The 24,496-nt window shown below is 70.7% G+C and carries 25 protein-coding genes and 1 pseudogene; 6 read left to right on the forward strand and 20 right to left on the reverse strand.

Annotated features, from left to right (window positions below):
• Nucleotides 1–23: 23 nt before the first annotated feature.
• The 7 genes from ABZ532_RS15330 to ABZ532_RS15360 all read right to left on the reverse strand — a co-directional run bounded on the left by ABZ532_RS15330 (nt 24) and on the right by ABZ532_RS15360 (nt 6,566).
• The gene (locus ABZ532_RS15330) at nt 24–818 is read right to left on the reverse strand and encodes an SDR family oxidoreductase (RefSeq protein ID WP_361282937.1); all 795 of its coding nucleotides are present in this window, start codon (nt 816–818) and stop codon (nt 24–26) included.
• Nucleotides 819–1,006: 188 nt separating this feature from the next.
• Entirely contained in the window at nt 1,007–2,599 is a 1,593-nt protein-coding gene (locus ABZ532_RS15335) for a GMC family oxidoreductase (protein ID WP_361282783.1), read from the reverse strand.
• A 14-nt stretch (nt 2,600–2,613) separates the two neighbouring features.
• A complete protein-coding gene (locus ABZ532_RS15340; protein ID WP_361282939.1) occupies nt 2,614–3,528 on the reverse strand; it encodes a cyclase family protein in 915 nt (304 codons plus the stop codon).
• A 20-nt stretch (nt 3,529–3,548) separates the two neighbouring features.
• On the reverse strand, nt 3,549–4,931 hold the full coding sequence (locus ABZ532_RS15345; protein ID WP_361282785.1) for a chloride channel protein: 1,383 nt from the start codon (nt 4,929–4,931) through the stop codon (nt 3,549–3,551).
• A 63-nt stretch (nt 4,932–4,994) separates the two neighbouring features.
• Complete coding sequence (locus ABZ532_RS15350) at nt 4,995–5,282, reverse strand: SHOCT domain-containing protein (RefSeq protein WP_361282787.1); 288 nt, start codon at nt 5,280–5,282, stop codon at nt 4,995–4,997.
• Nucleotides 5,283–5,315: 33 nt separating this feature from the next.
• Entirely contained in the window at nt 5,316–5,777 is a 462-nt protein-coding gene (locus tag ABZ532_RS15355) for a DUF6325 family protein (protein WP_361282789.1), read from the reverse strand.
• 132 nt (nt 5,778–5,909) lie between these two features.
• Complete coding sequence (locus tag ABZ532_RS15360) at nt 5,910–6,566, reverse strand: GAP family protein (RefSeq protein WP_361282791.1); 657 nt, start codon at nt 6,564–6,566, stop codon at nt 5,910–5,912.
• Nucleotides 6,567–6,703: 137 nt separating this feature from the next.
• Between ABZ532_RS15360 and ABZ532_RS15365 the strand changes: the two genes are divergently transcribed.
• Entirely contained in the window at nt 6,704–7,639 is a 936-nt protein-coding gene (locus tag ABZ532_RS15365; protein WP_361282793.1) for a YhjD/YihY/BrkB family envelope integrity protein, read from the forward strand.
• Nucleotides 7,640–7,774: 135 nt separating this feature from the next.
• Here the strand turns inward: ABZ532_RS15365 and ABZ532_RS15370 are convergent, their stop codons facing one another.
• The 4 genes from ABZ532_RS15370 to ABZ532_RS15385 form a co-directional block, all read right to left on the reverse strand.
• Nucleotides 7,775–8,602: an ATP-binding cassette domain-containing protein gene (locus ABZ532_RS15370; protein WP_361282795.1), complete on the reverse strand. Its 828-nt coding sequence runs from the start codon at nt 8,600–8,602 to the stop codon at nt 7,775–7,777.
• On the reverse strand, nt 8,599–9,675 hold the full coding sequence (locus tag ABZ532_RS15375; RefSeq protein ID WP_361282797.1) for an ABC transporter permease: 1,077 nt from the start codon (nt 9,673–9,675) through the stop codon (nt 8,599–8,601). The genes ABZ532_RS15370 and ABZ532_RS15375 overlap by 4 nt, the downstream gene beginning before the upstream one ends.
• On the reverse strand, nt 9,672–10,685 hold the full coding sequence (locus ABZ532_RS15380; RefSeq protein ID WP_361282799.1) for a sugar ABC transporter substrate-binding protein: 1,014 nt from the start codon (nt 10,683–10,685) through the stop codon (nt 9,672–9,674). Before ABZ532_RS15380 ends, ABZ532_RS15375 begins: the two co-directional genes overlap by 4 nt.
• A gap of 91 nt (nt 10,686–10,776) precedes the next feature.
• Entirely contained in the window at nt 10,777–11,496 is a 720-nt protein-coding gene (locus tag ABZ532_RS15385; protein ID WP_361282941.1) for a GntR family transcriptional regulator, read from the reverse strand.
• Between the two features lie 173 nt (nt 11,497–11,669).
• Between ABZ532_RS15385 and ABZ532_RS15390 the strand changes: the two genes are divergently transcribed.
• Nucleotides 11,670–12,674, forward strand: a complete 1,005-nt coding sequence (locus ABZ532_RS15390; RefSeq protein ID WP_361282801.1) for a Gfo/Idh/MocA family oxidoreductase — start codon at nt 11,670–11,672, stop codon at nt 12,672–12,674.
• A gap of 92 nt (nt 12,675–12,766) precedes the next feature.
• Here the strand turns inward: ABZ532_RS15390 and ABZ532_RS15395 are convergent, their stop codons facing one another.
• Genes ABZ532_RS15395 through ABZ532_RS15405 form a run of 3 tightly spaced genes read right to left on the reverse strand, consistent with a single transcriptional unit; the run spans nt 12,767 to nt 15,909 of the window.
• Nucleotides 12,767–13,960, reverse strand: a complete 1,194-nt coding sequence (locus ABZ532_RS15395; RefSeq protein ID WP_361282803.1) for a cytochrome P450 — start codon at nt 13,958–13,960, stop codon at nt 12,767–12,769.
• A gap of 9 nt (nt 13,961–13,969) precedes the next feature.
• Nucleotides 13,970–14,674 (reverse strand): response regulator transcription factor, encoded by a 705-nt coding sequence (locus ABZ532_RS15400; RefSeq protein WP_361282805.1) that lies wholly within the window; start codon nt 14,672–14,674, stop codon nt 13,970–13,972.
• Complete coding sequence (locus tag ABZ532_RS15405) at nt 14,671–15,909, reverse strand: histidine kinase (RefSeq protein ID WP_361282807.1); 1,239 nt, start codon at nt 15,907–15,909, stop codon at nt 14,671–14,673. The genes ABZ532_RS15400 and ABZ532_RS15405 overlap by 4 nt, the downstream gene beginning before the upstream one ends.
• 143 nt (nt 15,910–16,052) lie before the next feature.
• Between ABZ532_RS15405 and ABZ532_RS15410 the strand changes: the two genes are divergently transcribed.
• Nucleotides 16,053–16,280: a hypothetical protein gene (locus tag ABZ532_RS15410; protein ID WP_361282809.1), complete on the forward strand. Its 228-nt coding sequence runs from the start codon at nt 16,053–16,055 to the stop codon at nt 16,278–16,280.
• A gap of 33 nt (nt 16,281–16,313) precedes the next feature.
• On the opposite strand, the gene alc is transcribed toward ABZ532_RS15410, so the two are convergent.
• Together alc and allB are read right to left on the reverse strand one after the other, a co-directional pair.
• A complete protein-coding gene (gene alc, locus ABZ532_RS15415) occupies nt 16,314–17,441 on the reverse strand; it encodes an allantoicase (protein WP_361282811.1) in 1,128 nt (375 codons plus the stop codon).
• Between the two features lie 4 nt (nt 17,442–17,445).
• Nucleotides 17,446–18,783: an allantoinase AllB gene (gene allB, locus ABZ532_RS15420; RefSeq protein ID WP_361282813.1), complete on the reverse strand. Its 1,338-nt coding sequence runs from the start codon at nt 18,781–18,783 to the stop codon at nt 17,446–17,448.
• Nucleotides 18,784–18,981: 198 nt separating this feature from the next.
• On the opposite strand from allB, the gene ABZ532_RS15425 reads away from it, so the two are divergent.
• On the forward strand, nt 18,982–19,803 hold the full coding sequence (locus ABZ532_RS15425) for an IclR family transcriptional regulator (protein ID WP_361282815.1): 822 nt from the start codon (nt 18,982–18,984) through the stop codon (nt 19,801–19,803).
• A gap of 26 nt (nt 19,804–19,829) precedes the next feature.
• On the opposite strand, the gene ABZ532_RS15430 is transcribed toward ABZ532_RS15425, so the two are convergent.
• Together ABZ532_RS15430 and ABZ532_RS15435 are read right to left on the reverse strand one after the other, a co-directional pair.
• Nucleotides 19,830–20,552, reverse strand: a complete 723-nt coding sequence (locus tag ABZ532_RS15430) for a methyltransferase domain-containing protein (RefSeq protein WP_361282817.1) — start codon at nt 20,550–20,552, stop codon at nt 19,830–19,832.
• A gap of 211 nt (nt 20,553–20,763) precedes the next feature.
• Nucleotides 20,764–21,396, reverse strand: a complete 633-nt coding sequence (locus tag ABZ532_RS15435) for a hypothetical protein (RefSeq protein ID WP_361282819.1) — start codon at nt 21,394–21,396, stop codon at nt 20,764–20,766.
• 291 nt (nt 21,397–21,687) lie between these two features.
• On the opposite strand from ABZ532_RS15435, the gene ABZ532_RS15440 reads away from it, so the two are divergent.
• Nucleotides 21,688–22,110, forward strand: coding sequence for a hypothetical protein (locus tag ABZ532_RS15440; protein ID WP_361282821.1), 423 nt, complete (start codon nt 21,688–21,690; stop codon nt 22,108–22,110).
• Nucleotides 22,111–22,119: 9 nt separating this feature from the next.
• Here ABZ532_RS15440 and ABZ532_RS15445 read toward each other — a convergent pair whose 3' ends face one another.
• Entirely contained in the window at nt 22,120–22,638 is a 519-nt protein-coding gene (locus ABZ532_RS15445) for a GNAT family N-acetyltransferase (protein WP_361282823.1), read from the reverse strand.
• Nucleotides 22,639–23,060: 422 nt separating this feature from the next.
• Nucleotides 23,061–23,363: pseudogene (locus ABZ532_RS15450) on the reverse strand (DUF5955 family protein); the annotation flags it as partial.
• 428 nt (nt 23,364–23,791) lie between these two features.
• Between ABZ532_RS15450 and ABZ532_RS15455 the strand changes: the two are divergent.
• Nucleotides 23,792–24,403: a nucleotidyltransferase family protein gene (locus tag ABZ532_RS15455; RefSeq protein ID WP_361282825.1), complete on the forward strand. Its 612-nt coding sequence runs from the start codon at nt 23,792–23,794 to the stop codon at nt 24,401–24,403.
• Nucleotides 24,404–24,496 lie beyond the last annotated feature (93 nt).

A 24,496-nucleotide genomic window follows, 5' to 3' on the forward strand; every position in this document is an offset into this window, starting at 1 on the left:
CGGCCTGGGCGAGGGGGCGCGTGTCATCCGCCCGTGGCGAATCCGGGGAAGAGGGTCATCCCCCCGTCCACGTACAGCGTGGCGCCCACCACGTAGTCCAGGAGGTCGGATGCGAGGGCGACGGCCGCGTGGGCGATGTCGTCGGGCTCGCCGACCCGCCCGTACGGGATGAGCTTGAGCAGGTCCTGTTCGGCCGCTGGAGTGTCCCAGGCGTCGGTGTTGATCGGGGTCTTGATGGCGCCTGGAGCAACGGCGTTGACCCTGATCTTCTTCGGCGCCAGTTCCTGGGCCAGGGTCTCCATCATCATCTGCACGCCGCCCTTGGACGAGGCGTAGTTGACGTGGCCCGCCCAGGGGATGAGCTGGTGCACGGAACTCATGCAGATGATCTTCCCGGCGGAACGTGACACCTCGGCCACCACCCCGCGCCGCAGGAACTCCTTGGTGGCCTCCCTGGCGCACAGGAACTGGCCGGTGAGGTTGACGTCGATGACCTTCTGCCACTGCGCGAGCGTCATTTCGGTGAACGCGGCGTCACGCTGGAGGCCCGCGTTGGCGACCAGGATGTCGATGGTGCCGAACTCGTCGACCATCCGGGCCATCATGGCGACGACCTGGTCCTCCTGGGAGACATCCGCCTCGTAGGCGGCGGCGCGCGAGCCCTGCGCGGTGATCTGCGCGACCACCTCATCGGCCGCTTCACGGCCCGCCACGTAGTTCACCACCACATCTGCGCCCGCGCGCCCGAGCGCGAGTGCGGTGGCCTTGCCGATGCCCGAGTTGGCCCCGGTGACCAGCGCCTTCTGCCCCTTCAGCAGAGGCGAGACCGCCTGCGGTGCCGCACTGGCATGGGAATCCACGCTGCCTCCCTGGTACGTCACTCCGGTTCCGCGGTCCGCTGCGCGGCGCGGGCACGCGTCACGCCACGGAACCACCGCGGCACCCGCCCGGGGGCCGGGCACACTGCCCGTTGCGCCGTTGGATGGCCGATCTTCCCCCGGGCGGCTCAACCGCGCAGGCGCTCCGTGATGTGGTCACCGACCCGGAGGGCGTTGGCGATCGCCGTCAGGGACGGATTGACGGCGCCGATGCTCGGGAAGAAGCTCGTGTCCACGACGTAGAGGTTGTCCAGGTCGTGCGCCTTGCAGTTGATGTCCAGGGCGGAGCCGCCCGGGTCGTCGCCGAACCGCACCGTGCCCGCCTGATGGGCGGTCGCGCCGATGGGCATGCCCTTGTGCAGATAGATGCTGTGCGGCAGCAGATGGTGCTCGTGCATACCGAGATGGCCCAGCATGCTCTGGAGTTTGTGCCTCAGCCGGTTCAGTCCCTCGATGTTGTTCTCCTCGTCCAGCGCGAGGTGGACGCCGCCGTCCCGGTCCAGGGTGACACGGTTGTCCGGGTCGGGGAGGTCCTCGCCGCACAGCCAGAAGTCGACGGCGTGATGGGCCAGCACCTCGAAGGGCATGTTCGGTGACACCGCCCCGGCCCAGCGCGGTGCCTCGCCGTGGATCTGTTCGGCGTCCGACTTGCCGAGCATCTGCATGCCGCCGAGGGGGTAGTCCCAGTCGTCCGCCCCCAGGTACCAGTCGTGCAGCGCCAGGGTCTTCTGGAACTGGGTGTCGTTGGGTTCCTTGGACACCGCCATGAGCGCCAGGTTGTTGTGCCGCATGTAGTGGCGGCCCACGGTGCCCGAGCTGTTGGCGAGGCCGCCCGGGTGCTGGTCGTTGGCGGAGGCGAGCAGCAGTACGGCGGAGTTGACGGCGCCGCAGGAGACCACGACCACGTCGGCGGACAACCGGGCGGTCGAGCCGTCGCCGAGGGTGGCGACCACCGTGGACACGCTGCGCCCGGTCGGGTCGGTCTCCAGGCGCATCACATGGGCGTTGGTGACCAGTTCGACGCCGGGGTGTTCCAGGGCGGGCTCCACGCAGATCACCTGGGCGTCGGACTTGCCGCGCACCAGGCAGGGGAAGCCGTCGACCCTGTTGCAGCGGATGCACACACTGGAGTGGGTGGCACCACCGTGCTCGTCCTGCCGCAGATTGACCCCGATGGGCAGATGGAAGGGGTGCAGTCCGCGGCTCTCCAGGTCGTCGCTCAACTGCTGGATACGCGGCTCGTGTTCCACGGGCGGATGGGCGTACTGCCCGCTCACCGGCCCCTCGGTCGGGTCCTCTCCGTGTCTGCCGTGGACCAGGTAGAGGTGCTCGGCCTGGGTGTAGTACGGCTCCAGGTCCTCGTAACGGATCGGCCAGGCCGGGGAGATGCCGCCGTGGTGGCGCAGTTCGCCGAAGTCCTCGGGGCGCAGCCGGAACAGCGCGGCGCCGTAGAACTTGGTGTTGCCCCCGACGTAGTAGTTGACCTCGGGCGGGAAGGAGCGGCCGTGTTTGTCGTACCAGAACTCGGGCGCGCGGTACTTGCCCTTGACGAAGACGGCCGTGGAGTCCCAGTTGTCGCGCTCCCGCGGGAGGTAGTCACCGCGCTCCAGCAGCAGCACCCGCTTTCCGGAGGGTGCGAGGCGATGGGCGAGGGTGCCTCCGCCTGCGCCGGTGCCGATGATGACGACGTCGTAGTGGTCAGCGTGTGGGAAATCGTTCATGACTGCCACCGTCCTCACAGAATCGCGATCGGGTTCACCGGGGAACCGGTGGCCGCCGGCAACCGCAGCGGGGCGACCACGCACAGGAAGCTCCAGCGGCCTTCCCGTGCGCAGAGCGGGGCGAGCTCCTCGAATTGCAGGTAGTCCATCAGGTGCACTCCCATGGCGTGGATGGCCAGCACATGGACGGGGAAGTCGACTCCTTCCACCGTGCTCGGGGCGGTGTCGTTGTTGCCGTCGCTGCCCAGCACCGCGACCCGCCGCTCGGCCACGAACTCCATGGCCCGCGGATGGAGACCGGCCCGGGCCGACGCCGCGTCCCAGGCCCCGGTCTCGCGGCGCCTGCGCCGGTGGCCGACCCGGACGAGCAGCAGGTCCCCCGGCCCGGTCCGTACGCCCTGTGCCGCCTCGGCGGCGACGAGCTCGTCCGCCGTCACCTGTTCGCCCGGCTCCAGCCAGGGCACCCCTCTGAGCCGGGGGATGTCCAGCAGCACCCCGCGCCCCACGATCCCGTCCGCGACGAGGTCGACGGTGAGCGCGGTGGCGCCGTCCGGGGTCACGGTGGACGCGGGCACGCCGTTGTAGAGCGCACCGTCGTAGATGACATGGCAGAGCGCGTCGAGATGGCTGTCGCAGTCGCCGTGCACGTTCATGGCGAAGCGGTCGCGGGCGAAGTCCAGGCCCGGGGCCCCGAGGTCGCCCGGTTCGGGGCCCGTCATGCGGTGGACGGCTGGTTCCGGGCTGTCCGGCCCGGTCCTGGTCTCGACCGGTGCGGCCAGTGAGACCGAGCGCCCCGAGCGGATCTCGGCCGCCGCGGTCACGACCCGGTCCGGGGTGAGGTGGTTCAGCGCGCCCCGCCGGTCGGCGGGGCCCTGCCCGGTCTGCTCGCGCAGCCGCTCGTACAGGGACCGGAACGCGTCCTGGCTCATGTGGGTGCGCGGGGGTGTGCTCACACCGCTCCCCGCGCTCGTGCCGGTTCCGGCTCCGGTGGCGCGCCACCGGGGGCCACTCCCGGTCCGGCGGGCAGGAGTTCGGTGACGACGAAGGCGACCACGGCGGCCAGGATCACCACAGGGATCATCGAGACACTGCCGAGGAGCATCACCACGAGCACCACGCTGCTGACGGGCAGCCTGAGAGCCGCAGCCGAGGCCGCGGCCATGCCGGCGGCCATGCCTGGGATGAAGCCGAGGCCGGGCAAGGGTGCCGCGAGCACACCCGCCGCCGCTCCGAGGAACAGCGCCGGGAACACGGGTCCGCCCCGCAGACTGCCGAGGCAGAGGGCGTAGGCGGCGCCCTTGAACACCAGGACGGCCACCAGCGCCGCGATCCCGTAGGACTGTGGCTGCGCCGACAGCTGGACCATCGCCGCCTGGCCCGACGAGGCGACGTCGGCGGGCGAGCGGTCGGTGAGCAGCGTGTAGAGGGCGGCGCAGACTCCGGCGCCCAGTGCGCACAGCACGGTCGTACGGACGGTACGCGCGGCGACCAGGGCGGCGAGATACCGTCCCGCCGTGAACACGTAGTGCACCAGCGCGCCGATCACGGCTGCGACGAGCAGCGCCCAGAGCACGTCCCCGGCGTCCAGGTGCGGGAACGGGCCGGACACCTTCAGCCGCAGACTCGCCGTGTCGAGACCGGTCCAGCGCCCGAAACCCGTGAACACCAGGGCGCCCACCCCGCTGGAGAGCAGCGCGGGAAGCATGATCGCGAAGAGCTGCGGGCCACCGACCCCGATGACCTCCATCAGCAGCACGGCCCCGATGACCGGGTTGCCGAAGATCGCCGCGATGGCGGCGGCGGCGCCGGCCGCCCCGAGCAGGGCGGTGCTCTGCGGTGTGGCGGGTGCGCGGGTGAGTTCCCTGAACAGCAGGGCGAGACCGCCACCCAGGGCGATCAGCGGCGCCTCGGGACCGAGGGTCGCGCCCAGCGGCAGGCTCGCCACCGCCGCGATGACCACACCCGGCAGCGCCTTGGAGGTCGAGCCGCCCGGCTGGAGACCGTACGCGGGGATATGTCCGCCCGAGCCCGGCAGCCGGAGGACGACCCAGGACACGACGAGACCGGCGATCGGAAGCAGCACCAGTGGCCACCACCAGGGCGGCATGGCCCAGCCGAGTGACTCCGGCAGGGTGTCCCACACGAGGTGTTCCAGCTCGTGAAGCGCCACGAGGAACCAGAACGCGACGAGCGACACCGGGATGCCGAGCAGCGCGGAGAACACCAGCGTCTTGCGGTAGCTCGGGGTGCGCAGCAGCTCCCGAAGCCGGTCCGCCTCCTCCGGCTGGGTGCCGCCGGCGGAGGCGGCAGCCCTGGCCCGCGGCTGTGTCATGGGGGTCGTCCCTTCCCGGCCCCCTGAGCTGTTGGAGTGGTGCGAACTGCTCGAGTTCAGATGTCAGGCGAGGACCTTCTGCTTCTCGGCCGCGAACTCCTCCTCGGTGAGCAGGCCCTGGGCCTTCAGCTCGCCGAGCTCCTTGAGCTTGTCGATCTTGCTGCTCATCTCGTCGTCGGGCGTGAGCGCGGTCGGCGGAGGTCCGGCTTGCGGCTCCTGCTGTTGTTGCTGCTGCTGTTCACCCTGCTGTGCCCAGCGGCCCTGCTGGCGACGCGAGACACGGTTGGACACGGCCGTGGCGGTACCCGCGATCACGGCGGTACGGGCGACACCGCGGATGAGACCTGGCATGTTCTTCTCCCGGTTGATGCGAAGGTGCGGTGATCAGGCCGCTGAGGATTCCTGCCCGGACATGTCGCCTTCGATCGCGTCGAGCGAGGCGAGCAGGGCCTGTACCGGAATACGTCCTCCCGCCACCAGCTGGGCGCCACTGCGCCGCATCGCCCGGGCGAGTGGTGCCGCCCAGGTGTTCTCGTACACGAGGATGGCGGCGGAGTTGCCCGGCTCGATGGCCGCTCCCGCCTCGCCCAGATCGTCCTCGCCGAGCAGACCCGACGAGACGCCCTCGAACACCGTCAGATCCACATCGCCGTCGATGTCGGACAGCTCCAGGACGGTGAGGGATCCGTCGGCACCCTTGCTGACGAACAACAGATCGAGAATACGGATGATCTGGCGATCGGCCAGATCGATGAGCAGGGGAAGGCCCTCGCCCGTCATACGGTTGCCGGGGAATTCCACGACCAGATAGTCGACGGGTCCCATTTCTTCCACGTCATCGATCATGACCACTCCTTGCCAACGCGCCGGCGGTCCTGGGGGGCACCCTGCTTGCCATTGCAGCACTCGGCCGCACGCTTCGCATTTCGGCCAGCGGCGCTGGTCAAGGCGGTGGCGTGGACCCTGTCCGGGCGGTGATCAGCTCGTCAACTGGTAGATGCTGTTGCCGGTCAGCCACAGCCCCAGCAGCAGGCAGCCGAAGACGATGGCCGGTTCCTGGTGCCGCTGGAGCCAGGCCCGCAGCCGCTTCAGCCGGACCTCGGCGGCCTCCGGCGCGAAGATCATGTACAGCTCGGCGGCCAGCAGGCTCGCGCTGGCGAGCAGGCAGAAGCCGAACAGGATCAGATACGTGCCGACATGCGACAGGTCGGCCTCGATGACCACGGTCGCCGCCGCCGCGACCATGCCCCAGGGCTGCAGGAAGAAGGCGAGACCGGCCACGGACCACGGCGAGGCGTGGTCCAGCCTGGACGTCATGGACGACGACTGCTTCTTCCGGGGCCGCTCGGCGCCGTGGCTGCGCCGCCGGTGGACGCCGTAGAGGACGAGTCCGACGCCGATGGCGAGCTTGATCGCGAGCCCCGTGGTCGAGGGCGGGGACCTCGGCGGTGGCGGCTGCCCCCCGGTGACCAGCAGCACCGCGGCGATCACCGCGACCAGACTGGCCATCCAGGCGAGCAGGAAGACCAGGCCCTTCCAGATCCCCTTGTGCGCCGACAGCACCAGGACGAAGGCCATGATCGGCAGCGGGTCGAGGGTGATACCGATGCCGATGAGGAGCAGGTCGAGGACCATGGCGCTCCTCTCTGTGTCCGATCGGCCCGCCCGTTCATCGTCACCCCCGGTCGCGGGCCCCCGCAAAACAGAGCCGCACGGTCCGAGATGCCGTCCCCGGCCCGGTCCCCCACTCTGGTCCCAGGGAAGGAGCAGCCATGCCCCCGGGAAGCAGCGCCCCGCGGCGCGGGGCGGGCTTCCCCCACCCGGCGTGGTGGACGGCCCGGTTCCATGCGTACGGGGAATCCCTGCGCGCCCTGGTCTCACGGACCGAGGCACGCTTCCCCGTCATGACGCGGCTGACGGCCCGCATGGTCGCGGTGAACATCTTCGACTCCGCCACCCGGCTCGCGGCGCAGTGCTTCCTGACCGCGATCCCCCTGCTCTTCGTGGTGGGGTCGTTCGCGCCCTCAGGCGTACGAAACCAGCTCATCAGCTCGGTACAGGCGATCTTCGGGCTCACCGGCCCGGCACAGAAGCAGCTCGAGCATGTGTACCGATCCGCGAACGACGACGGCCTGCGCCAGGCGACCGGTGTCATCGGCGCGATGATCGTGCTGCTCTCCGCCACCGCGTGCAGCCGCGCGATGCAGCGCCTGTGCAAGCGGGCCTGGCTGATCCCGCGCACGGGCGTCAAGATCGCCCCATGGCGCTGGGTGGCCTGGATCGGAGTATGGCTGGCCGTCCTGATCGTGCAGGCTCCGGTACGCGAGGGCTTCGGCACCGGGCTCTGGCTGGCCCTCCCCGTCACCCTGCTCACCCAGATCCTGCTGTGGTGGTGGTCCCAGCACCTGCTGCTCGGCGGCCTCGTCAGCTGGCTCCCGCTGCTGCCGGGCGCGGTACTGACCGGTGCCGTCACCACGGTGCTGTCGATCGCCAGCCGCTACTACATGCCGCGGGCGCTGAACCGCAGCCTGGAGGAGTACGGGGCCCTGGGGGCGGTGTTCACGCTGCTGTCCTGGCTGATCGTGCTCTGTGTCGCCATCGCCCTCGGCATCACGGCGGGGGCGGTCCTCGCGCGCGAGCCCTGGCTGGCCCGGCGGCTGGGTACGCCGGAGCCGAGCCGTGACGGGTGGGAAGCCCCGAGGACATGACCCACCGCGCCTCGCCCGGGCTTCGGACCGGCTTCGGTCCGCCCCTCAGGCTCCGGACCGACTTCGGACCGGATGCGCACCGCCTCGGACCACGCGTCCGCGAGGGTGTTCCGTCCTACGAGAGCCCGGGTTCCGTCAGGACTTACCGGAGCCGTCGTGCCCGCCCAGATGCCTGGGCGCAGGCGCGCGCTCCAGTTCGTGGCGGAGGTCGTCGAGCTCGCTGCCGCCTGCCATCTGGCGGGTGAGCTCGTCCAGGGTGATCTCCTGCTTGCCGTGACTGCCCACCATCGTGCCGCGCTTCAGCAGCACGAACCGGTCGCCGACGAGATAGGCGTGGTGCGGGTTGTGCGTGATCAGTACGACGCCGAGGCCAGCGTCGCGAGCGGCGGCCACGTACTTGAGCACGACGCCGGACTGCTTGACGCCGAGTGCCGCCGTGGGCTCGTCCAGGACCAGCACCTTGGCCCCGAAGTAGACGGCCCTGGCGATCGCGACGCACTGCCGCTCACCACCGGAGAGGGTGCCGATGGGCTGGTCCACGTCGCGCAGGTCGATGCCCATACGCAGCAGCTCGGAGCGGGTGGTCTCGCGCATCCGCCGCACGTCGAGGCGCTTGAACGGGCCGCTGCCCCTGGTCGGCTCGGAGCCGAGGAAGAAGTTGCGCCAGACCGGCATCAGCGGGACGACGGCGAGGTCCTGGTAGACGGTGGCGATCCCCCGGTCGAGCGCCTCGCGCGGGGAGCTGAGGGTGGTTTCCTCGCCCTCGATCGCGAAGGTTCCGGAGTCGTGCCGGTGCAGACCGGCGATGATCTTGATCAACGTGGACTTCCCGGCGCCGTTGTCGCCGAGTACACAGCTGATCTCGCCCGCGTGGACCTCCAGCGAGACGGCTTCGAGCGCGCGGATGTTCCCGTAGTACTTGCTGACGTCGTGGAGTTCCACGAGGGCGGTCCCGGCGGTCATGCGGTCGCCTCCGCTCGCTTGCGGACCCAGGAGTTCAGCAGGGTCGCCAGGAGAAGCATCGCTCCGAGGAAGAAGGTGAACCAGTCCGGGTTCCACTCCGCGTACACGATGCCCTTGCTGGTCATGCCGAAGATGAACGCACCGACCGCTGAGCCGATCGCCGAGCCGTAGCCGCCGGTGATCAGACAGCCGCCGATCACGGCCGCGATGATGTAGATCAGCTCGTTGCCCACGCCTTCGCCGGACTGCACGACATCGAACGAGAACAGGAGGTGCTGGCCGGAGATCCAGGCGCAGAACGCCACGCCCATGTACAGACCGACCTTGGTCCTGCTGACCGGTACGCCGACCGCGCGGGCCGCGAGGGAGCCCCCGCCGGCAGCGAAGATCCAGTTGCCGAAGCGGGTGCGCAGCAGGATCCAGGTGGCCACGGCGACCAGGGCGAGCCACCACAGGATGGTGACCTTGAGGTCGACACCGCCGATGGTGAGCTGCGAGGCGAACAGCGCCTTGGCGGACGCGAAGCCCTCCATGTCCGCGATCGTCTTCGTGGAGACCGTGCCGCTGATCAGCTTGGTGAAGCCGAGGTTCAGGCCGGTGAGCATCAGGAAGGTACCGAGCGTGATGATGAAGCTCGGCAGCTTGGTGCGGGTCAGCATGAGCCCGTTGAAGACCCCGATGGCCAGGGTGACGAGCAGTGAGACCAGCACACCGACCCAGACGTTCGCCGTCATCTGGTAGGCGAACATCGAGGAGACCAGCGCGGAGCTGGTCACCAGCACACCGGCCGAGAGGTCGAACTCGCCGCCGATCATCAGCAGCGCGACGGGTACGGCCATGATGCCGATGATCGAGGACGCGTAGAGCACCGTGCCGAGGCTGGAGGCCCGCAGGAAGCCGTCGGCGACGAGGGAGAAGAAGAGGAACACCGCGGCTGCGCCCACGACGGCGCCGAGTTCGGGCCTGCCGAGCAGCTTCTTCAGCGGCGAGGTGTGCAGCAGCCGCTCGTCGGCGGTAGCGGCGGGACCGGGCTCCCGTGGTCGCTCGTGATCGGGTGGCGCGGTCGCGCTCATCGGGTCCCCCGCTCCGCGAAGTCCTTCAGCTTGGCGGCATCCGCACCGGTGATGATCTGCGGTCCGGTGAGGACGGGCCGTCCGCCGCCGAGCACATCGGCGTTGTAGCGGTAGAGCCACAGCAGGTCGACGGCCTCGTAGCCCTGGAGATACGGCTGCTGATCGACGGCGAAGCCGAGCTTCCCGTCCTTGAGCGCCGTGGCGACCTTGGCGTTCAGGTCGAAGGTGTCGACCTCGGCCTTGCTCCCCGCTGACTGCCCGGCCTGGACGGCGGCGTCGGCGAAGGGAGCGCCCAGGGTGACGACCGCGTCGATGGACGTGTCGGTCTGGAGCTTGGCCTCGATGGAGGCCTGGACGTCGGGCATGTTGGTGCCGTCGACATACAGGTTCTCCATCGTCCCGCCGAAGGTCTTCTTCGCCCCGGCGCATCGCTGCTCATGGCCGACGTTGCCCTGCTCGTGCACCACGCACAGGGCCTTCCTGCGGCCGCGCTCGTCCAGCTCGTCGCCGACGGCCTCACCGGCGATGGTCTCGTCCTGGCCGATGTGCGTGAGTGCGCCGTAGGCCTTGGACTGCTCGGCACCGGAGTTCACGGTGATCACCGGGATCCCGGCCTTGACCGCCTTGGCGACGACGGCCTTCATCGCCTCGGGCTTGGCGAGCGTGACGATGAGCCCGTCGACCTTCTTGTCGATGTAGGAGTCGACGAGCTGCGCCTGCTGCTGTGCCTCGTCGCTGTTGGCGTAGAGGAAGTTGATGTTGTCCTTCACGGCAGCCTGCTTGGCGCCGCTCTGGACGATGTCCCAGAAGGTGTCGCCCGCTCCGGAGTGGGTGACCATGGCGAAGGTCCAGCGCGGCGTGGTGACGGCGGCGCGCCCCTCGGCCGCCGCCTGCTTGCGGGCATCCTCGGCCCGCTTGCCGCCGGTCGCGCTGCATCCCGCGAGCGAGACGCCGAGCGCCGCCGCCAGCACCGCGCCGAGCACGCGCACCCCTGTCCGAACCCTTGTCACGACACCGCGCCTCTCTTGTTCCCGCTGTTCCGCTCGTCGCCCCCGCTTGCCGAACTCCAGGGGTCAGTATCCCTGAGCCTCCGGACCGGGACTACGGGCGTGCAAGGAGCTGGAAATCGAAGGAGTAGCGCGAAGCCCTGTACACATGCGAGCCGAATTCCACCGCACGCCCTGTGTCGTCGTACGTGGTGCGCTGCATGGTCAGCAGCGGCGCGCCGGGCTCCTCGGCGAGCCGCCCGGCCTCGTCGGGGGTGGCGGCCCGCGCCCCGACCGACTGGCGGGCGCTGTGCAGGGTGATCCCGGCCGCCCGCATCATCCGGTAGAGCCCGGTGGCCTCGAGCTGGTCGGTGTCGAGCGGCAGCAGCCCGGCCGGCAGGTGGTTGCACAGATACGCCATCGGCTCCCCGTGCGCGTACCGCAGCCGCTCCACCAGATGGACCTCGCTCCCCTCGGGTATGCAGAGGGCGGCGGCGACCTCCGCGGGGGCCGGTACGAGGGTGTTGCGCAGCACGGCCGTGGCCGGGCGCCGACCTGCCGCCTCGAGGTCGTCATAGAGGCTGCTCAGCTCCAGGGGTCGCCTGACCTGGCTGTGCACCACCTGGGTGCCGACACCGCGGCGGCGTACCAGGAGGCCCTTGTCGACCAGCGACTGGATGGCCTGGCGGACGGTGGGCCTGGACAGACCGAGCCTGCCCGCGAGCTCGATCTCGTTGCCGAGCAGGCTTCCCGGGGAGAGCGTGCCGCCTTCGATGGCCGCTTCGAGCTGCTGGGACAGCTGGAAGTAGAGCGGGACGGGGCTGGTGCGGTCCACCCCGAGCTGGAGGGCCACGGTGGCGTCCGGCGCGTCTTTGGGCTCTCTTGGCTCTCTCGGCTGCTTGGGCACGCTGCGAGCGTAGTCGTAGGTCCTGTTGACCGGAAGTTGTGTCGTTCGATTGTCAGGACAAATGCTTGACATGGCCCCGGGGCGGCCCCCACCTTGGGGCCATGCGCATCGGACTCATCGGAACCGGACGTATCGGCACGTTCCATGCGGGTGTCCTCAGCCGTCATCGCGAGGTCGGCGCCCTGGTGGTCGCGGACACCGACGCCCAGCGGGCGCGCGAGGTCGCCACCCGTATCGACGCGACCGCGGCACCCTCCGTCGACGAGATCTTCAAATGGGGCGTCGACGCCGTGGTGATCGCCTCCACCACCGCCTCCCACGCCGATCTGATCGGCCGGGCCGCCCGCGCCGGGCTGCCCGCCTTCTGTGAGAAGCCGATCGCCGTGGACCTGCCGGGGACCCTGGGGGCGCTGCGCGAGGTGGCCGCCGCGGGCACCGTGCTCCAGCTCGGGTTCATGCGCCGCTTCGACGCGGGCTTCGGCAGGGCCCGCGAGCTGGTGCGCTCGGGACAGCTCGGCCGGCTGCACACGATCCGCGCCATCACCGCGGACCCCGCGCCGCCGCCCGCGGAGTATCTGCCGCTGTCCGGTGGGCTCTACCGCGACTGCCTGGTCCACGATTTCGACATGCTGCGCTGGATCACCGGTCACGAGGTCGTGGATGTGTACGCCACGGGCTCGGATGCCGGGGATGCCGTGTTCCGCTCGGCCGGTGATGTCGGCACGGCCGCCGCGGTGCTGACCCTGGACGACGGCACCCTCGTGTCCGCCACCGCCACACGCTTCAACGGCGCGGGCTACGACGTGCGCATGGAGCTGTCCGGCGAGTCCGACACGGTCGTGGTGGGCCTGGACGACCGCACGCCCATCTCCTCCACGGAACCCAAGGGCCCGCCTGCCGCCGACAGGCCCTGGCCGGGGTTCCTGGAGCGCTTCGCCCCCGCCTACGAGGCCGAGTTGGGGGCCTTCATCCAGGTGGCCCTCGGCGGGGCGGACAATCCGTGCGACGGCCGGGAGGCGCTCGAGGCACTGCGTATCGCCGAGGCGTGCGAGCTGTCGCGGCGGGAGCGCAGACCCGTGCGGATGGAGGAGATCCCGGGGCTGTGACGCCCCCAACCCCTACCAGGTCCTGTCCGGGCGGTCCTTGGGGATCGGCCCGCGGCGTCGAGTCCTGTCCGGGCCTCGGCCGCGACTGCCCGTCACCACACGACGGGCAGCCGGCGTACTCCCCGCATCAGGATGCCGGGCAGCCACTCGAGCGGCCCGGCACCGGGATCCAGCGCGAGGGCTGGGCAGCGTTCCAGCAGGGTGCGGATCGCGATCCCGGCCTCCAGCCGGGCCAGTGGGGCACCCAGGCAGTAGTGGATACCGTGGCCGAAGGCGAGATGGCCCGGGCTCTTCCCCGAATTCTCCGTGCGGCGGATGTCGAAGGTGTCAGGGTCCGGGAAGCGGTCCGGGTCGTGGTCCGCCGCCGCCAGCCCCACCCGGACGACCTCACCCGCGGGGATGACCGTGCCGCCGTAGCCGACCGGCTCCGTGGTGAAGCGCAGTGTCGCGTTCTCCACCGGACCCTCGTAGCGGAGCATCTCATCGATCGCGCCGTCCATCAGCCCGAAGTCGGCGCGCAACGCGCCTAGTTGGTCCGGATGCCGGAGCAGGGCACGCACACCGTTGGTGATCAGGTTGACGGTGGTCTCATGGCCCGCGATGAGCAGCAGATAGGCCATGGCCCGCAGTTCGGCGGCGGACAACCGGTCCCCGTCCTCCGCACGGGTGCGCAGCAGAGCCGACAGCAGGTCGTCCGCGGGCCCGGCGCTGCGCTTGTCCTCGATGAGTTCGCGGAGATACGCGGCGAGTTCCTCGATGGCGGTCTTCGCGGCTTCTTCGCCGGTCGGAGCGACGACCTCGGTGGACCAGGCGCGGAAGCGGTCGCGGTCGGCGACGGGGACGCCGAGGAGTTCGCAGATGACGGTGATGGGCAGGGGGAAGGCGAGCGCCTCGACGAGATCCCCCTGCCCGGCCGGGAGCATCGTGTCGATCAGTCCGTCGGTGATCCGCTGGACGCGCGGGCGCAGCTCCTCGACACGGCGCATGGTGAACTCACGGGCGACGAGCCTGCGCAGCCGGGTGTGGTCCGGCGGGTCGAGCACCAGCAGATTCGGTCCGATGAGTTCCTCGTCCAGCATCGTCAGGCCGACCGTCCCGGGGGATTTCGACAGCCGGGGGTCGGCGAGGGCGGCCCGAGCCTCCTCGTGTCCGACGACCAGCCAGACGCGGTCGCCGTTCGGCGAGACCACCTCGTGGACGGGTCCTGCCTCGCGCAGCTTCGCGTAGTACGGATACGGATCGGCGGTGAAGTCCGCCCCGTACTCCCCTAGATCCATGACGGCCATGATCCCAGCCTACGCTCCCCCCTCCTGCGCTTCCTCCCCGTCCAAAAGCCCGGCGTCATGGACCAACAGGGCTATCTGCACACGGTTGTTGAGATTGAGCTTGGCAAGGATCCGCGACACATGGGTCTTCACGGTCGGCACGCTCATATAGAGCCCGGCCGCGATCTCCGCGTTGGACTGCCCACGGCCGACGGCCACGGCGACCTCGCGTTCCCGTTCGGCGAGCAGGCCGATACGGGCGCGGGCCCGGCCGGTGCGGCCGTCGGGGGCAACGCCCGCGACCTGGGTCATCAACTGGCGGGTGACGGCGGGCGACAGCACCGGGTCGCCGGCCGCCACGCGGCGTACTGCGGCGATGATCGCGGCGGGCGGGGTGTCCTTGAGGACGAACCCGGCGGCTCCTGCCCGCAGCGCCCGCACCACCTGTTCGTCGGCGTGGAAGGTGGTCAGGACGATGACTTCGGGGGCTTCTGCGGCGGCACGTAGCTGCTCGGTGGCCGAGAGGCCGTCCAGCACGGGCATCCGGATGTCCATCAGGACGACATCGGGCCGCAGCCGCCCGGCCAGTGCGAGGGCTTCGGAGCCGTCGGCGGCCTCGCCCACGATGTCGATGTCGTCGGCTCCCCCGAGCATCAGGGCGAGTCCGGCACGGACCAGCGGGTCGTCGTCGACGATGAGCAAACGAATGGGGCGAGTAGCGGCTTCCGAGGTCATGAGGGCCACGGTAGCCAGGAACGGACCAGGAACCCTCCGTCGTCCGTTCGTCCGTGCTCCAGCCTGCCGCCCGCGAGCGTGGCGCGTTCGGTGAGTCCGATCAGGCCCTGTCCGGAGCCCGGCACGTCACTGGCCGGCCCTTCGGCCGGCGCCGGATTGCGCACCTCCACGGTGAGCCCCCGGCCCGGTCCGCCGCCCACGGTGAGCACGACCTCGGCGCCGGGGGCGTGCTTGCGCGCGTTGGTCAGGCCTTCCTGGGCGATGCGGTAGACGGTCCGGCCGGTGGCGGCGGGCGCCGCGGCGGGGTCGGCGACACGGTTGTCGAGCGTGACCCGCATCCCGGCCTCGCGGGACTCGGCCACCAGGGTCTCCAGGCTGGCCAGCGTGGGTTGCGGGCGGTGCCCGTCCTCGCCGTCCCCCGCGCCCGGCGCGCGCAGCACACCGATGATCTCCCGCAGGTCCTGGAGCGCCTCGTGTGAGCTGTCGCGGATGACCCCGGCGGCGCGGGCGATCTCGGCCTTCGGCGCGTCCGGCCTGAACTCCAGCGCGCCCGCGTGGACGGACAGCAGGGTCAGCCGGTGCGCGAGCACGTCGTGCATCTCACGGGCGATGGCCTCGCGCGCGAGCCGCTGCGCCTGCTGGGCACGAAGCTCCGCTTCGGTCTCGGCCCGGTGGGCACGTTCGCGCAGCGCGACGAGGAGCTGGCGGCGCGCGCGTACGAGCATGCCCCAGCCGATGACCAGCAGCACGAACACGGCCCCGGCGGCCATCGCCACCAGCGTGGAGGTGTCCGGTTCGGGCCGGACGAGCGGCTGTACGACGGCGGAAGCCAGCGCCAGCCCGCCGACGAGGGCAACCGGGCGGAACGGCCGGTGCACGGCCAGGCTGAACAGGCTGACCAGCAGCGCCCCGCCCGCGACGGGTACGGGGATCGTGACCAGGGTCAGCGCCACCGCGAGCACGACCGGCCAGCGCCGCCGCAGCCATACCGCGCAGCACGCGAGCGCGCCGACAAGCTGGTCGGCGAGCAGCACACCCCCGCCGTTGGCGGCCTTCGCGCTCGCCTCCAGCGCGAGCAGCCCGATCAGGGCGGCGAACAGGAACGCACAGATATCGACGACCCAGTCACGGACGGTACGCCGGGGCCTCTCCCGGCCCCGGTCGCCCGGAAGCTCCTGGTCCAGCGGATCGGCCAAGGCCGACGGCAGCAGCCAGGGGTATTCCGTACGCATCACACCGCGAATCTACGCACGGTCGGGCCCGGAATCGCCTCCGGACCGGCCCGCGCTACCAAAGTTGCGCGATCTCAGACTTTGGTCGCCTCGCGGCATGCCGACGCCCGAGGCACCGGATGGCCGGCCCGGGCGACGATCGGACCATGAAGAAGCCGCTGGAGTTCATCGGGATGGTCCTGCTCGTCGCCGGGGCCTGCGGGGTGCTGCGCGAACTGACCGGCGGCTGGTTCTCGATCATGGGCTTCACCCGCTGGATCATCGAGCCCATCGGCTTCCTGGAAGGCAGGGAGCTGTACGCGCACATCGTGGTGGCGGCCCTGGGCATCGCCGTGCTCGGCATCGCGGGCCGCCACCGCGAGCACCGCTCCTGAGGCGCCCCGCTTACGCCCGGTCCGCTCTCCCGGTCAGCCGGCGCCGCCGAGCTCCTCGTGGCGGGCGGCCAGACCTGCCGCACCCTGGTCCGTGAGGGAGCCGAAGAGCCGCAGCCGCGAGATGCCTCCGTCCGGGAAGATGTCGATGCGGACGTGCGTGCCGACGGCCGGGGTGTCCAGCACGAAGCGGTGGTTGGTGTCGGGCTGGAGGCGGGTGCGCGGGAGCAGGCGGGTCCACTCGCCCGATTCGCCGTCGCGTACGGAGAGCTCCGCCCAGCCCGCGCTGTTGCCCTTGAGGTACGCGGTGTCGATCTCGACCGCGCGGATCTCGGACTGCTCGACCAGCCGGTAGCGGATCCAGTCGTTGCCCTTGTCGCGGCGCCGACGCGTCTCCCAGCCGTCGTCCATCTTCCTGGACCTGCCCGGCTGGATGGTGTTGGTGGCCGGGGAGTAGAAGCGGTCGGACGCGTCCTCGACCTGTCCGCCGTTCTCCAGCGCCACGACGTCGAAGGTGCCGAGCACGCTCAGCCACGCGGGATCCGGGGCGACCTCTCCGTACACCCGCAGCCGCGCGACGCCGCCGTCCGGATGCTGGTTGAGGCGCAGGTGGGTGAAGCGCTGCCCGGCGTCGGTTGCGAAGCCGTTGGCCGCGTGGCCGCCGACGGGAGTGCGCGGGACGAGGGTGGTCCAGGTGACGTCGTCGCCGAGCAGGGTCCCGGCGGACGGCGAGCCGGGTACGCAGGCCGCTTCGACCGACACGGACTGCGGGTAGTTGCCCCGGAAGTGGGCGGTGTCGACGACGATTCCGTGTACGACACCGGGTGCGCCGAGCCGGATCAGGGCCCAGTCGTGGTCGGCGTCGGTGGGGTGAGGCTCATCGGCACCCGCACCGCGGCGGCGGCGGGTCTCCCAGCCGTCCATGATCTTGCCCTTGTGGCCGAAGTGCTCGGGGTCGAATTCGGCGGCTCCGGGCTTCAGCAGGTTCTCACGCTCGGCGAAGAACTCGTCGTTGGCGGCGATGACGCCCGCGCCGAGGCTGCGGTCGGCGAGGTCGGCGTACTGGCTGAACGGGAAGCCCGTGGAACCGGGCGTACGGTAGTCGGCGTACGGGTCTCCGCCGCCGTAGGGGTTCGCGTCGCCGGTGTAGGACGGTATCGCCACTGTCTCAGGCGCTCCTTTCGATCAGCCGGCCGGACGGCTCGGCGAGGGTTCCGTTCTCCACGATCCGCGTGCCGCGCAGCCATGTCGACTTCACGACACCGTGCAGGGTCCTGCCCGCGTAGGCGGTGACCTGGTTGCGGTGGTGGAGTTCCACGGGGTCGACGGTGAAGGTGTCATCGGGCGCGATCACGGCGAAGTCTGCGTCGCGGCCGGGCGCGATGGCGCCCTTGCGGTCCAGTCCGGCGAGGCGCGCCGGGGCCGCGGACATCCAGCGCGCCACGTCCTCCAGGGTGTGGCCACGCCTGCGGGCCTCGGTCCAGATGGCGGGGAGGCCGAGCTGGAGTGAGGAGATGCCGCCCCATGCGGAGCCGAAGTCGGGTGTCTTCAGGTCGGTGGTGCAGGGCGAGTGGTCGGAGACGATGCAGTCGATCGTGCCGTCCGCCAGACCCTGCCAGAGCACGCCCTGGTTCGCGGCCTCGCGGATGGGCGGGCAGCACTTGAACTCGGTCGCTCCGTCGGGGACTTCCTCGGCGGTGAGGCTGAGGAAGTGCGGGCAGGACTCGACGGTGATCCGTACGCCCTCGGCTTTGGCCTTCGCGATCAGCGGCAGCGCGTCGGCTGAGGACAGGTGCAGCACGTGGACGCGTGCGTTCAGCCGCCGTGCCTGCTCGATCAGCAGCCCGATCGCGGTGTTCTCGGCGTCGCGCGGGCGGGAGGCGAGGAAGTCGGCATACGCGGGGCCGCTGCACGGGGGCGCCGCGGCGAGGTGGTGCGGGTCCTCGGCGTGCACGATCATCAGGCCGTCGAAGCCCGCGATCACCCCCAGCGACCGGGCGAGCTGATCCTGGTCGAGCTCCGGGAACTCCTCGACGCCCGAAGGGGACAGGAAGCACTTGAAGCCGAACACCCCGGCGTCGTGCAGGGGGCGCAGATCGGTGGCATTGTCCGGGACGGCACCGCCCCAGAAGCCGGTGTCGACGTGGACCTTGGGCTCTGCCGTACGCTGCTTGGTCCGCAGGTGATCGACGGTGGTGGTGGGCGGGAGGGAGTTGAGCGGCATGTCCACCAGCGTGGTGATACCGCCCGCGGCGGCGGCACGGGTTGCGGTCCAGAAGCCCTCCCACTCGGTGCGGCCCGGGTCGTTCACATGGACGTGCGTGTCGACGAGGCCGGGGAGCACGACATCGTCCCCGAAGTCCTCCAGGCGTGCCCCGGCCGGGACCTCGGCGTCGTACGGCAGCACGGCGGCGATCTCCTCGCCGCGCACGGCGATGGATGCGGCCCGGGTCCCCTCGGGGGTGATGACCCGTGTCGAGCGCAGTACCAGGTGCACGTCGGCCACCCGCGCCTCCTTCGCAGAACAGGATTTCAACGATCTGTTGAAGAAGTCTTCACCCAGGGCCCGGCCCCGTCAAGACCTCACCCCCAGCCCGCCCTGGCACCTTGATACTTCCGGCAAGCGGAAATATGATTTCACAGGGCAAAATCAAAGCCGCCCGATAGGCTGACAACTCGCCCGCCGCCTGAAAGGACCGTTGCCGTGCCGACGTCCAGTGCCAGCAGCACATCGGCCGCCGCCGACGCGGCCAAGCCCGCCACGAGCAGTGGTGGCGGCGTCCAGTCACTCGAGCGCGCCTTCGACCTCCTGGAGCGGATGGCGGACGCCGGGGGCGAGGTCGGACTGAGCGAACTCTCCGCCAGCAGCGGACTCCCACTGCCCACGATCCACCGGCTGATGCGCACCCTTGTGGCCTGCGGCTATGTGCGTCAGCAGCCGAACCGGCGTTATGCCCTGGGCCCCCGGCTGATCCGGCTCGGCGAGTCGGCCGCTCGGCTGCTCGGCACCTGGGCCCGGCCGTACCTCGCACGCCTGGTCGAGGAGACGGGCGAGACCGCCAATATGGCGCTGCTCGACGGGGACGAGATCGTGTACGTCGCGCAGGTCCCGTCGAAGCACTCCATGCGGATGTTCACCGAGGTCGGCCGGCGGGTGCTGCCGCACTCGACCGGTGTGGGCAAGGCCCTGCTCGCCCACACCGCGCCGGAGGAGGTGCGGGCCCTGCTGGCCAGAACCGGGATGCCGGCCGCCACCGAGAAGACCATCACCACGCCTGACGCCTTCCTGGCCGCGCTCGAGCGGGTCCGCAGCACCGGCTACGCGGTGGACGACAACGAGCAGGAGATCGGTGTGCGCTGCCTGGCCGTGCCGGTGCCCGATTCGCCCACGGCCGCCGCGATCTCGATCTCGGGCCCCGCGGGCCGGGTGACCGACGAGGCGACCGAGAAGATCGTCCCCGTCCTCCGGACGGTCGCGCAGGAGCTGTCCGAGGCCCTGGCGAAGACCTCGGCGCCGCAGGGCTGATCCGGCACCTGCAGGGCTGGTCCGGCCTAAGGCCCTTCCGCGCGCTTACGGGCGACCAGGAGCACGGCGCGCGGACTCCCGTCGTCACGCCACCCCAGCCCGGCCAGCGTACGCAGCTCCACCTCGAATCCGACCCGTACCAGCTCGCTCGAGACCTCGGCGAGCGGAAAGGTGCGGTAGTACATCACGAACCGCGGCGACCACACCGCGTTGCGCACCCGCATCGCCGCGTCGAAGCCGAGCATCGCCCAGTACGGCCGGCTGCCGGGGCGCGCGGGCGCCCCGATAGGGAAGGCGAACACACCGCCGGGCCGCAGCGCCGAGTGCACCTGTGCGAACAGCCCGGGCCGTTCCTCCGGCAGGAAGTGCCCGAACGCCCCGAAGCTCATGGCCAGATCGAATACCGGCGCGAAAGGCATGGCCCGCACATCGGCCCGTATCCAGTCCGTCGCCGGGAAGGCGCTCCGGGCCTCGGACAGCATGCCCGCACTGAAGTCGACACCGACGACCCGCCCGTCGCACACCTCCCGCAGCACACGGATTCCCGCGCCGGTGCCACAGCAGACATCCAGCCCGTCCCGGAACGGGCCGAGCGGCCGGACCGCCCGGAGCACCTCGTCGAGGATGTGCTCGGGAGTGCGGAACGGCGTCGCGTCGAACTTCGGCGCCAGCAGGTCATAGCCGCGCTGGACGGAGGAGAGGGCCTGGACCGCGAGTTCGCGGAGGGTGGGGCGTTCATGAATGGACATCGTCTCCAGCGTAAGGGCTGCCCGGCACCCGGCGCCTCGCCGTCCCGCCGGGCGAAAGCGCCCGGTCCACCGGTACCGATCAGGTCGGGCAGCGCTGGTGCGTTGGACGCGGGCAGGCCGGAGTCCCCGTCCGGGGACGGGGACTCCGTTGCAGCCGTGCGGGCGGGCCTTCGCGAGAGGGCATCCGGGCCGCCCGCTGCTCACGCGCTGGTTAGGAGGCGCACCAGACCTGCACCGTGACCGTGGTGGGCAGGACGGTGGCCGTCGCCTCCACCGTCCAGTGGTCACCGTTCGCGTAGCTCTCGCCGATGAGCGTCACCCCGCTCTGGGTCTCGAGCCCACCGGAGATCGGCACGCTGCCGGCGGGGCACGAGGGCGAGTCGAACGGGGTCTGGACACCGAGCAGCGTGAACGCCTGGGTCTCGCTGGTGTCCGACGTGATGGCAACCGTGCCGTCGGCGCCGGCCGGCCCCGTAGGACCGGTCGGCCCCGTAGGACCGGTCGCGCCGAGCCCGGTGGCCCCGGTGGCCCCGGTGGCCCCGGTGGCCCCGGTCGGGCCGGTGGGTCCGGTCGAACCACGCGGACCAGCCGGGCCGGGGCGGCCGTTGCAGTCGCCCCAGTCGAGCGTGGCCATCATGCCGTCGGTGCTCACCATCGGCCGGCACCTGTCCCCGCTGGCGCCGACGGCGCTCAGCCCGGGAACATCGGCCTCCGCGGTGGCGAACGCCGGACCCGCGATGCCCGACACCACGAGCGCCAGCGAAGCCACGGCACCGCCCGACACCCACGCCCTGCGCCGCGGAAGCGGCCCGTACGAGGACTTCGTCCTGAATTCAGGACCCATGGACTCTCCTTGAGAAGTGTTACGCGGCCACCCCCGACCGGGCCGGGCCGCCCCATGCACTCGGTGGTTGCCGAGCGCTCAGGTCAAGCGATACAGGTGCCGAGCGCATATGTCAGGGAATACGAGCTTTAGGCATCTATGTCCACTCTTGTGGAGGGAACAGCATTCACCAAGCAGGCGCAATTCGCTTGCTCGGCCGCGGACAACCGCGACACACGCCGGAGCGTCCTTCCGTGCGTGAGCGATGAATTGAGCCCCCATGGGTACGACAATGCGAATATTGCGGACGACTTGGAGGAGACTGAGGAAATCAGGCCCGGACCGCTGTGGCGCCACGCCCTGTGGGTGGTGGCCGTGGCCGCGCTCGGCGTGGGGTTCGGTTGGGCGAGTGGCCAGTTCCGCCTCGGGCCCGACGAGTACGGTCTGCCGAGCACCGCGCCCGGACCGCTGCTGCCGTACCTCACGTTCTGGGCCGTCATCGGCCTGCTGTCGGGCGCAGCCCTGCGGGCCGCCGCGGCGCGGGTGCCGGTCTACGCCCCGGAGGGAGTCACCATCTGCACGATCCTGGTGGGGACGCGGCTGTCGCTGGGCTGGCGGCCCGAGGCACCGGCGGTCGCCTTGATGGCGGCGGTCGCACTGGCCTCGGCAGCGGTGTGGTGCCTCATCGCCCTGCGCGGATCGACAGGCAGGCCCAGCCAGCCGCTGCGCGACTGAGCACCCCGCTCACAGAGGGATGCGGACGTCGATGACCGGCCCGTCGGATGCGAGTGCGGGCGGTGCGTCGAGGCTCTCCAGTACGTGCAGCATCGGCGTGTTGTCGACGGCGACCGTGGCCGTCAGCGTGTGATGCCCCTGGCTGCGGGCGATTTCGGCGGCATGGGCGGCCAGCGCGGTGCCGAGGCCCTTGAACTGCCAGGTGTCCTCGATGAGTACGGCCAGCTCCCCCACCCCTTGCCGGTCCGTACGCATGACGTTGGTCATGGCGATGATGTGGTCGGCGTGCCGGCCCGCGGTGGTGACCAGAGTGGTGCCGCGCCTCGGGTCGCACAGCAACCGCCATCCGGCGCGGGACAGTTCGGGTTTGCCGGTGTGATAGCGCCGGGCCCGGCTGTCCGGTGAGCAGCGCCGGTGGAGCGCTTGGACGGGCGCGAGATCGGCTGGTGTCATCTCCCTGGTACGGGTGGTTGTGCCGTCGGTCAGGGTGATCGGGTGTCCGGTGCCACGGGCGATGCCGTCGGCCATGCCGACTTCTCCTTGCCTTGCGAACGCGATGGATGTGCCGTGGCCCCCGTACGACTGCTCCCCCAACAGGCGCAGCCGCTGGCACAGGAGAAGTCTTTTGCCCCGCCGAGGTCCACTCAAGCGAGGTTCACGCCAAATTGGCTACGCTTCGCGCTCATGTCACTACCGTGTGCGTTCGGAGAAATCCGCGTTACGGGGCGGCACCCTGACCATGTGGGCCGCGGTCAGCGCGTGGTGTCGTCGTCCATGCCGCTGCCGTACGAACCAGGGCCATAGGCGACGCCGTACGACGCGTCGTCGCCGTACGCCCCTCCACCGCAGGACGCGTCACCGCCGTAGGCGCCGCCGTACGCGCCCCCGGTCAGCCCGCCGCGCAGCCCTCCGCAGGGACCGCCGCTCGCGTCGCCGTACAGGTCGCCGATGGGCTCGCCGAAGAGCTCGACCGCCTGCCGCACGGCGGCGAGCCCGGATGCGAGCGCGCTGACGGAGCCGATCGAGCCGACGACGAGCAGCAACGAGCGGCGCAGCCGCCGGATCTCCGGCACCCTGCCGTCCACCATCGCGGCCATCGCCGCGAGCTCGTCCTCCGCGATGGCCCGATCCGCGAATTCGGCCGGATATCCGGCCAGTTCACGGCGGAGCCGGGAGACGGCGGAGCGCAGCTCCGCCACCCTCGGATCCTCACCGCTCCCTGTCACCCGCGTCTGCCTCACGCTCCGCAACACAGCACTCCCCCTCGCACGTCCCGGTGTCCGGTGTATGACCCGCCGAACGATGGTCAGACGTCTTGGGTCGCGGGCAAGTTAACGCCATGACCCGCAGGCTTCGCCACTCGGGAGTACGAGAATCAGCCCGACGTGTCCACTTCGAGCGCCTTGCGCCATACGGTGAGGTCGAGCGTTGTGTAGTCGCTGGGGCCCGATTCCGGCCCGAAGCCCTTCACGGTGATCAGCCCGGGGGCGCCCCCGAGCTGGTCTGCACGCAGATCTCGGCGCCCACGGCGGACATGTCCCGGCCGATGGGACCGGGTGGAGCGCGTTTCCGCCCCGCATGTATCCGGGGAACCTCCTGCCCGCCCTGGAGCAGCACCCTCGCACAGGGCCACCGAAGCGTCGCCGGGCCATCGGGCTCTTTGATGAGGTAAGCAGGGTCCATGGCTCATACCTCAGAGAAACCGCAGGTCGCGGGACTGGTGCTGGCCGCGGGCGGCGGTCGGCGGCTCGGCGGCCGACCCAAGGCGCTACTGGAGTACCGGGGCCGCCCCCTGGTGGAGAACGCGGTGCGCGTACTGCGCGCCGGAGGCTGCCGCACCGTCCACGTGGTCCTGGGCGCGGCGGCCGATCAGGTGCTGCGGGAAGCCGACCTCTCGGGCTGTGTCGTGTCGGTCAACGCGGACTGGGAGGAGGGGATGGGCTCCTCGCTGCGCGTCGGGCTGACCTCCCTGGGCACCGCGGAGGGGGCCCCTGACGCGGTCCTGGTCTCGCTGGTGGACCAGCCGGGTATCGGTGCGGCGGCGATCGCCCGGGTGGTGGCGGCCGGTGACTCGCCGTCGGCTCTGGTGTCGGCCGCGTACGACGGCCGTCGAGGCCATCCGGTGCTCTTCGGAGCGGCCCGCTGGGACGCGGTGGCCGCGAGTGCCTCGGGTGACCGCGGGGCGCGGGACTACCTGAGGGAGCACGAGCCCGAGATCAGCCTCGTGGAGTGCGGGGAGGTGGCCGAGCCGTACGACATCGACACTCCCGAGGATCTGGGGCACCTGGAGTGAGCAGGGTGGCACCGAGCGCCACATTGTGTCGACCCGGAGAATCTCGACGTCAACAAAACATTGAACTTCCACCATGCGATAACTACTATCCAC

The sequence above is a fragment of the Streptomyces sp. NPDC019396 genome (assembly GCF_040632375.1).
Taxonomy (GTDB): Bacteria; Actinomycetota; Actinomycetes; order Streptomycetales; family Streptomycetaceae; genus Streptomyces.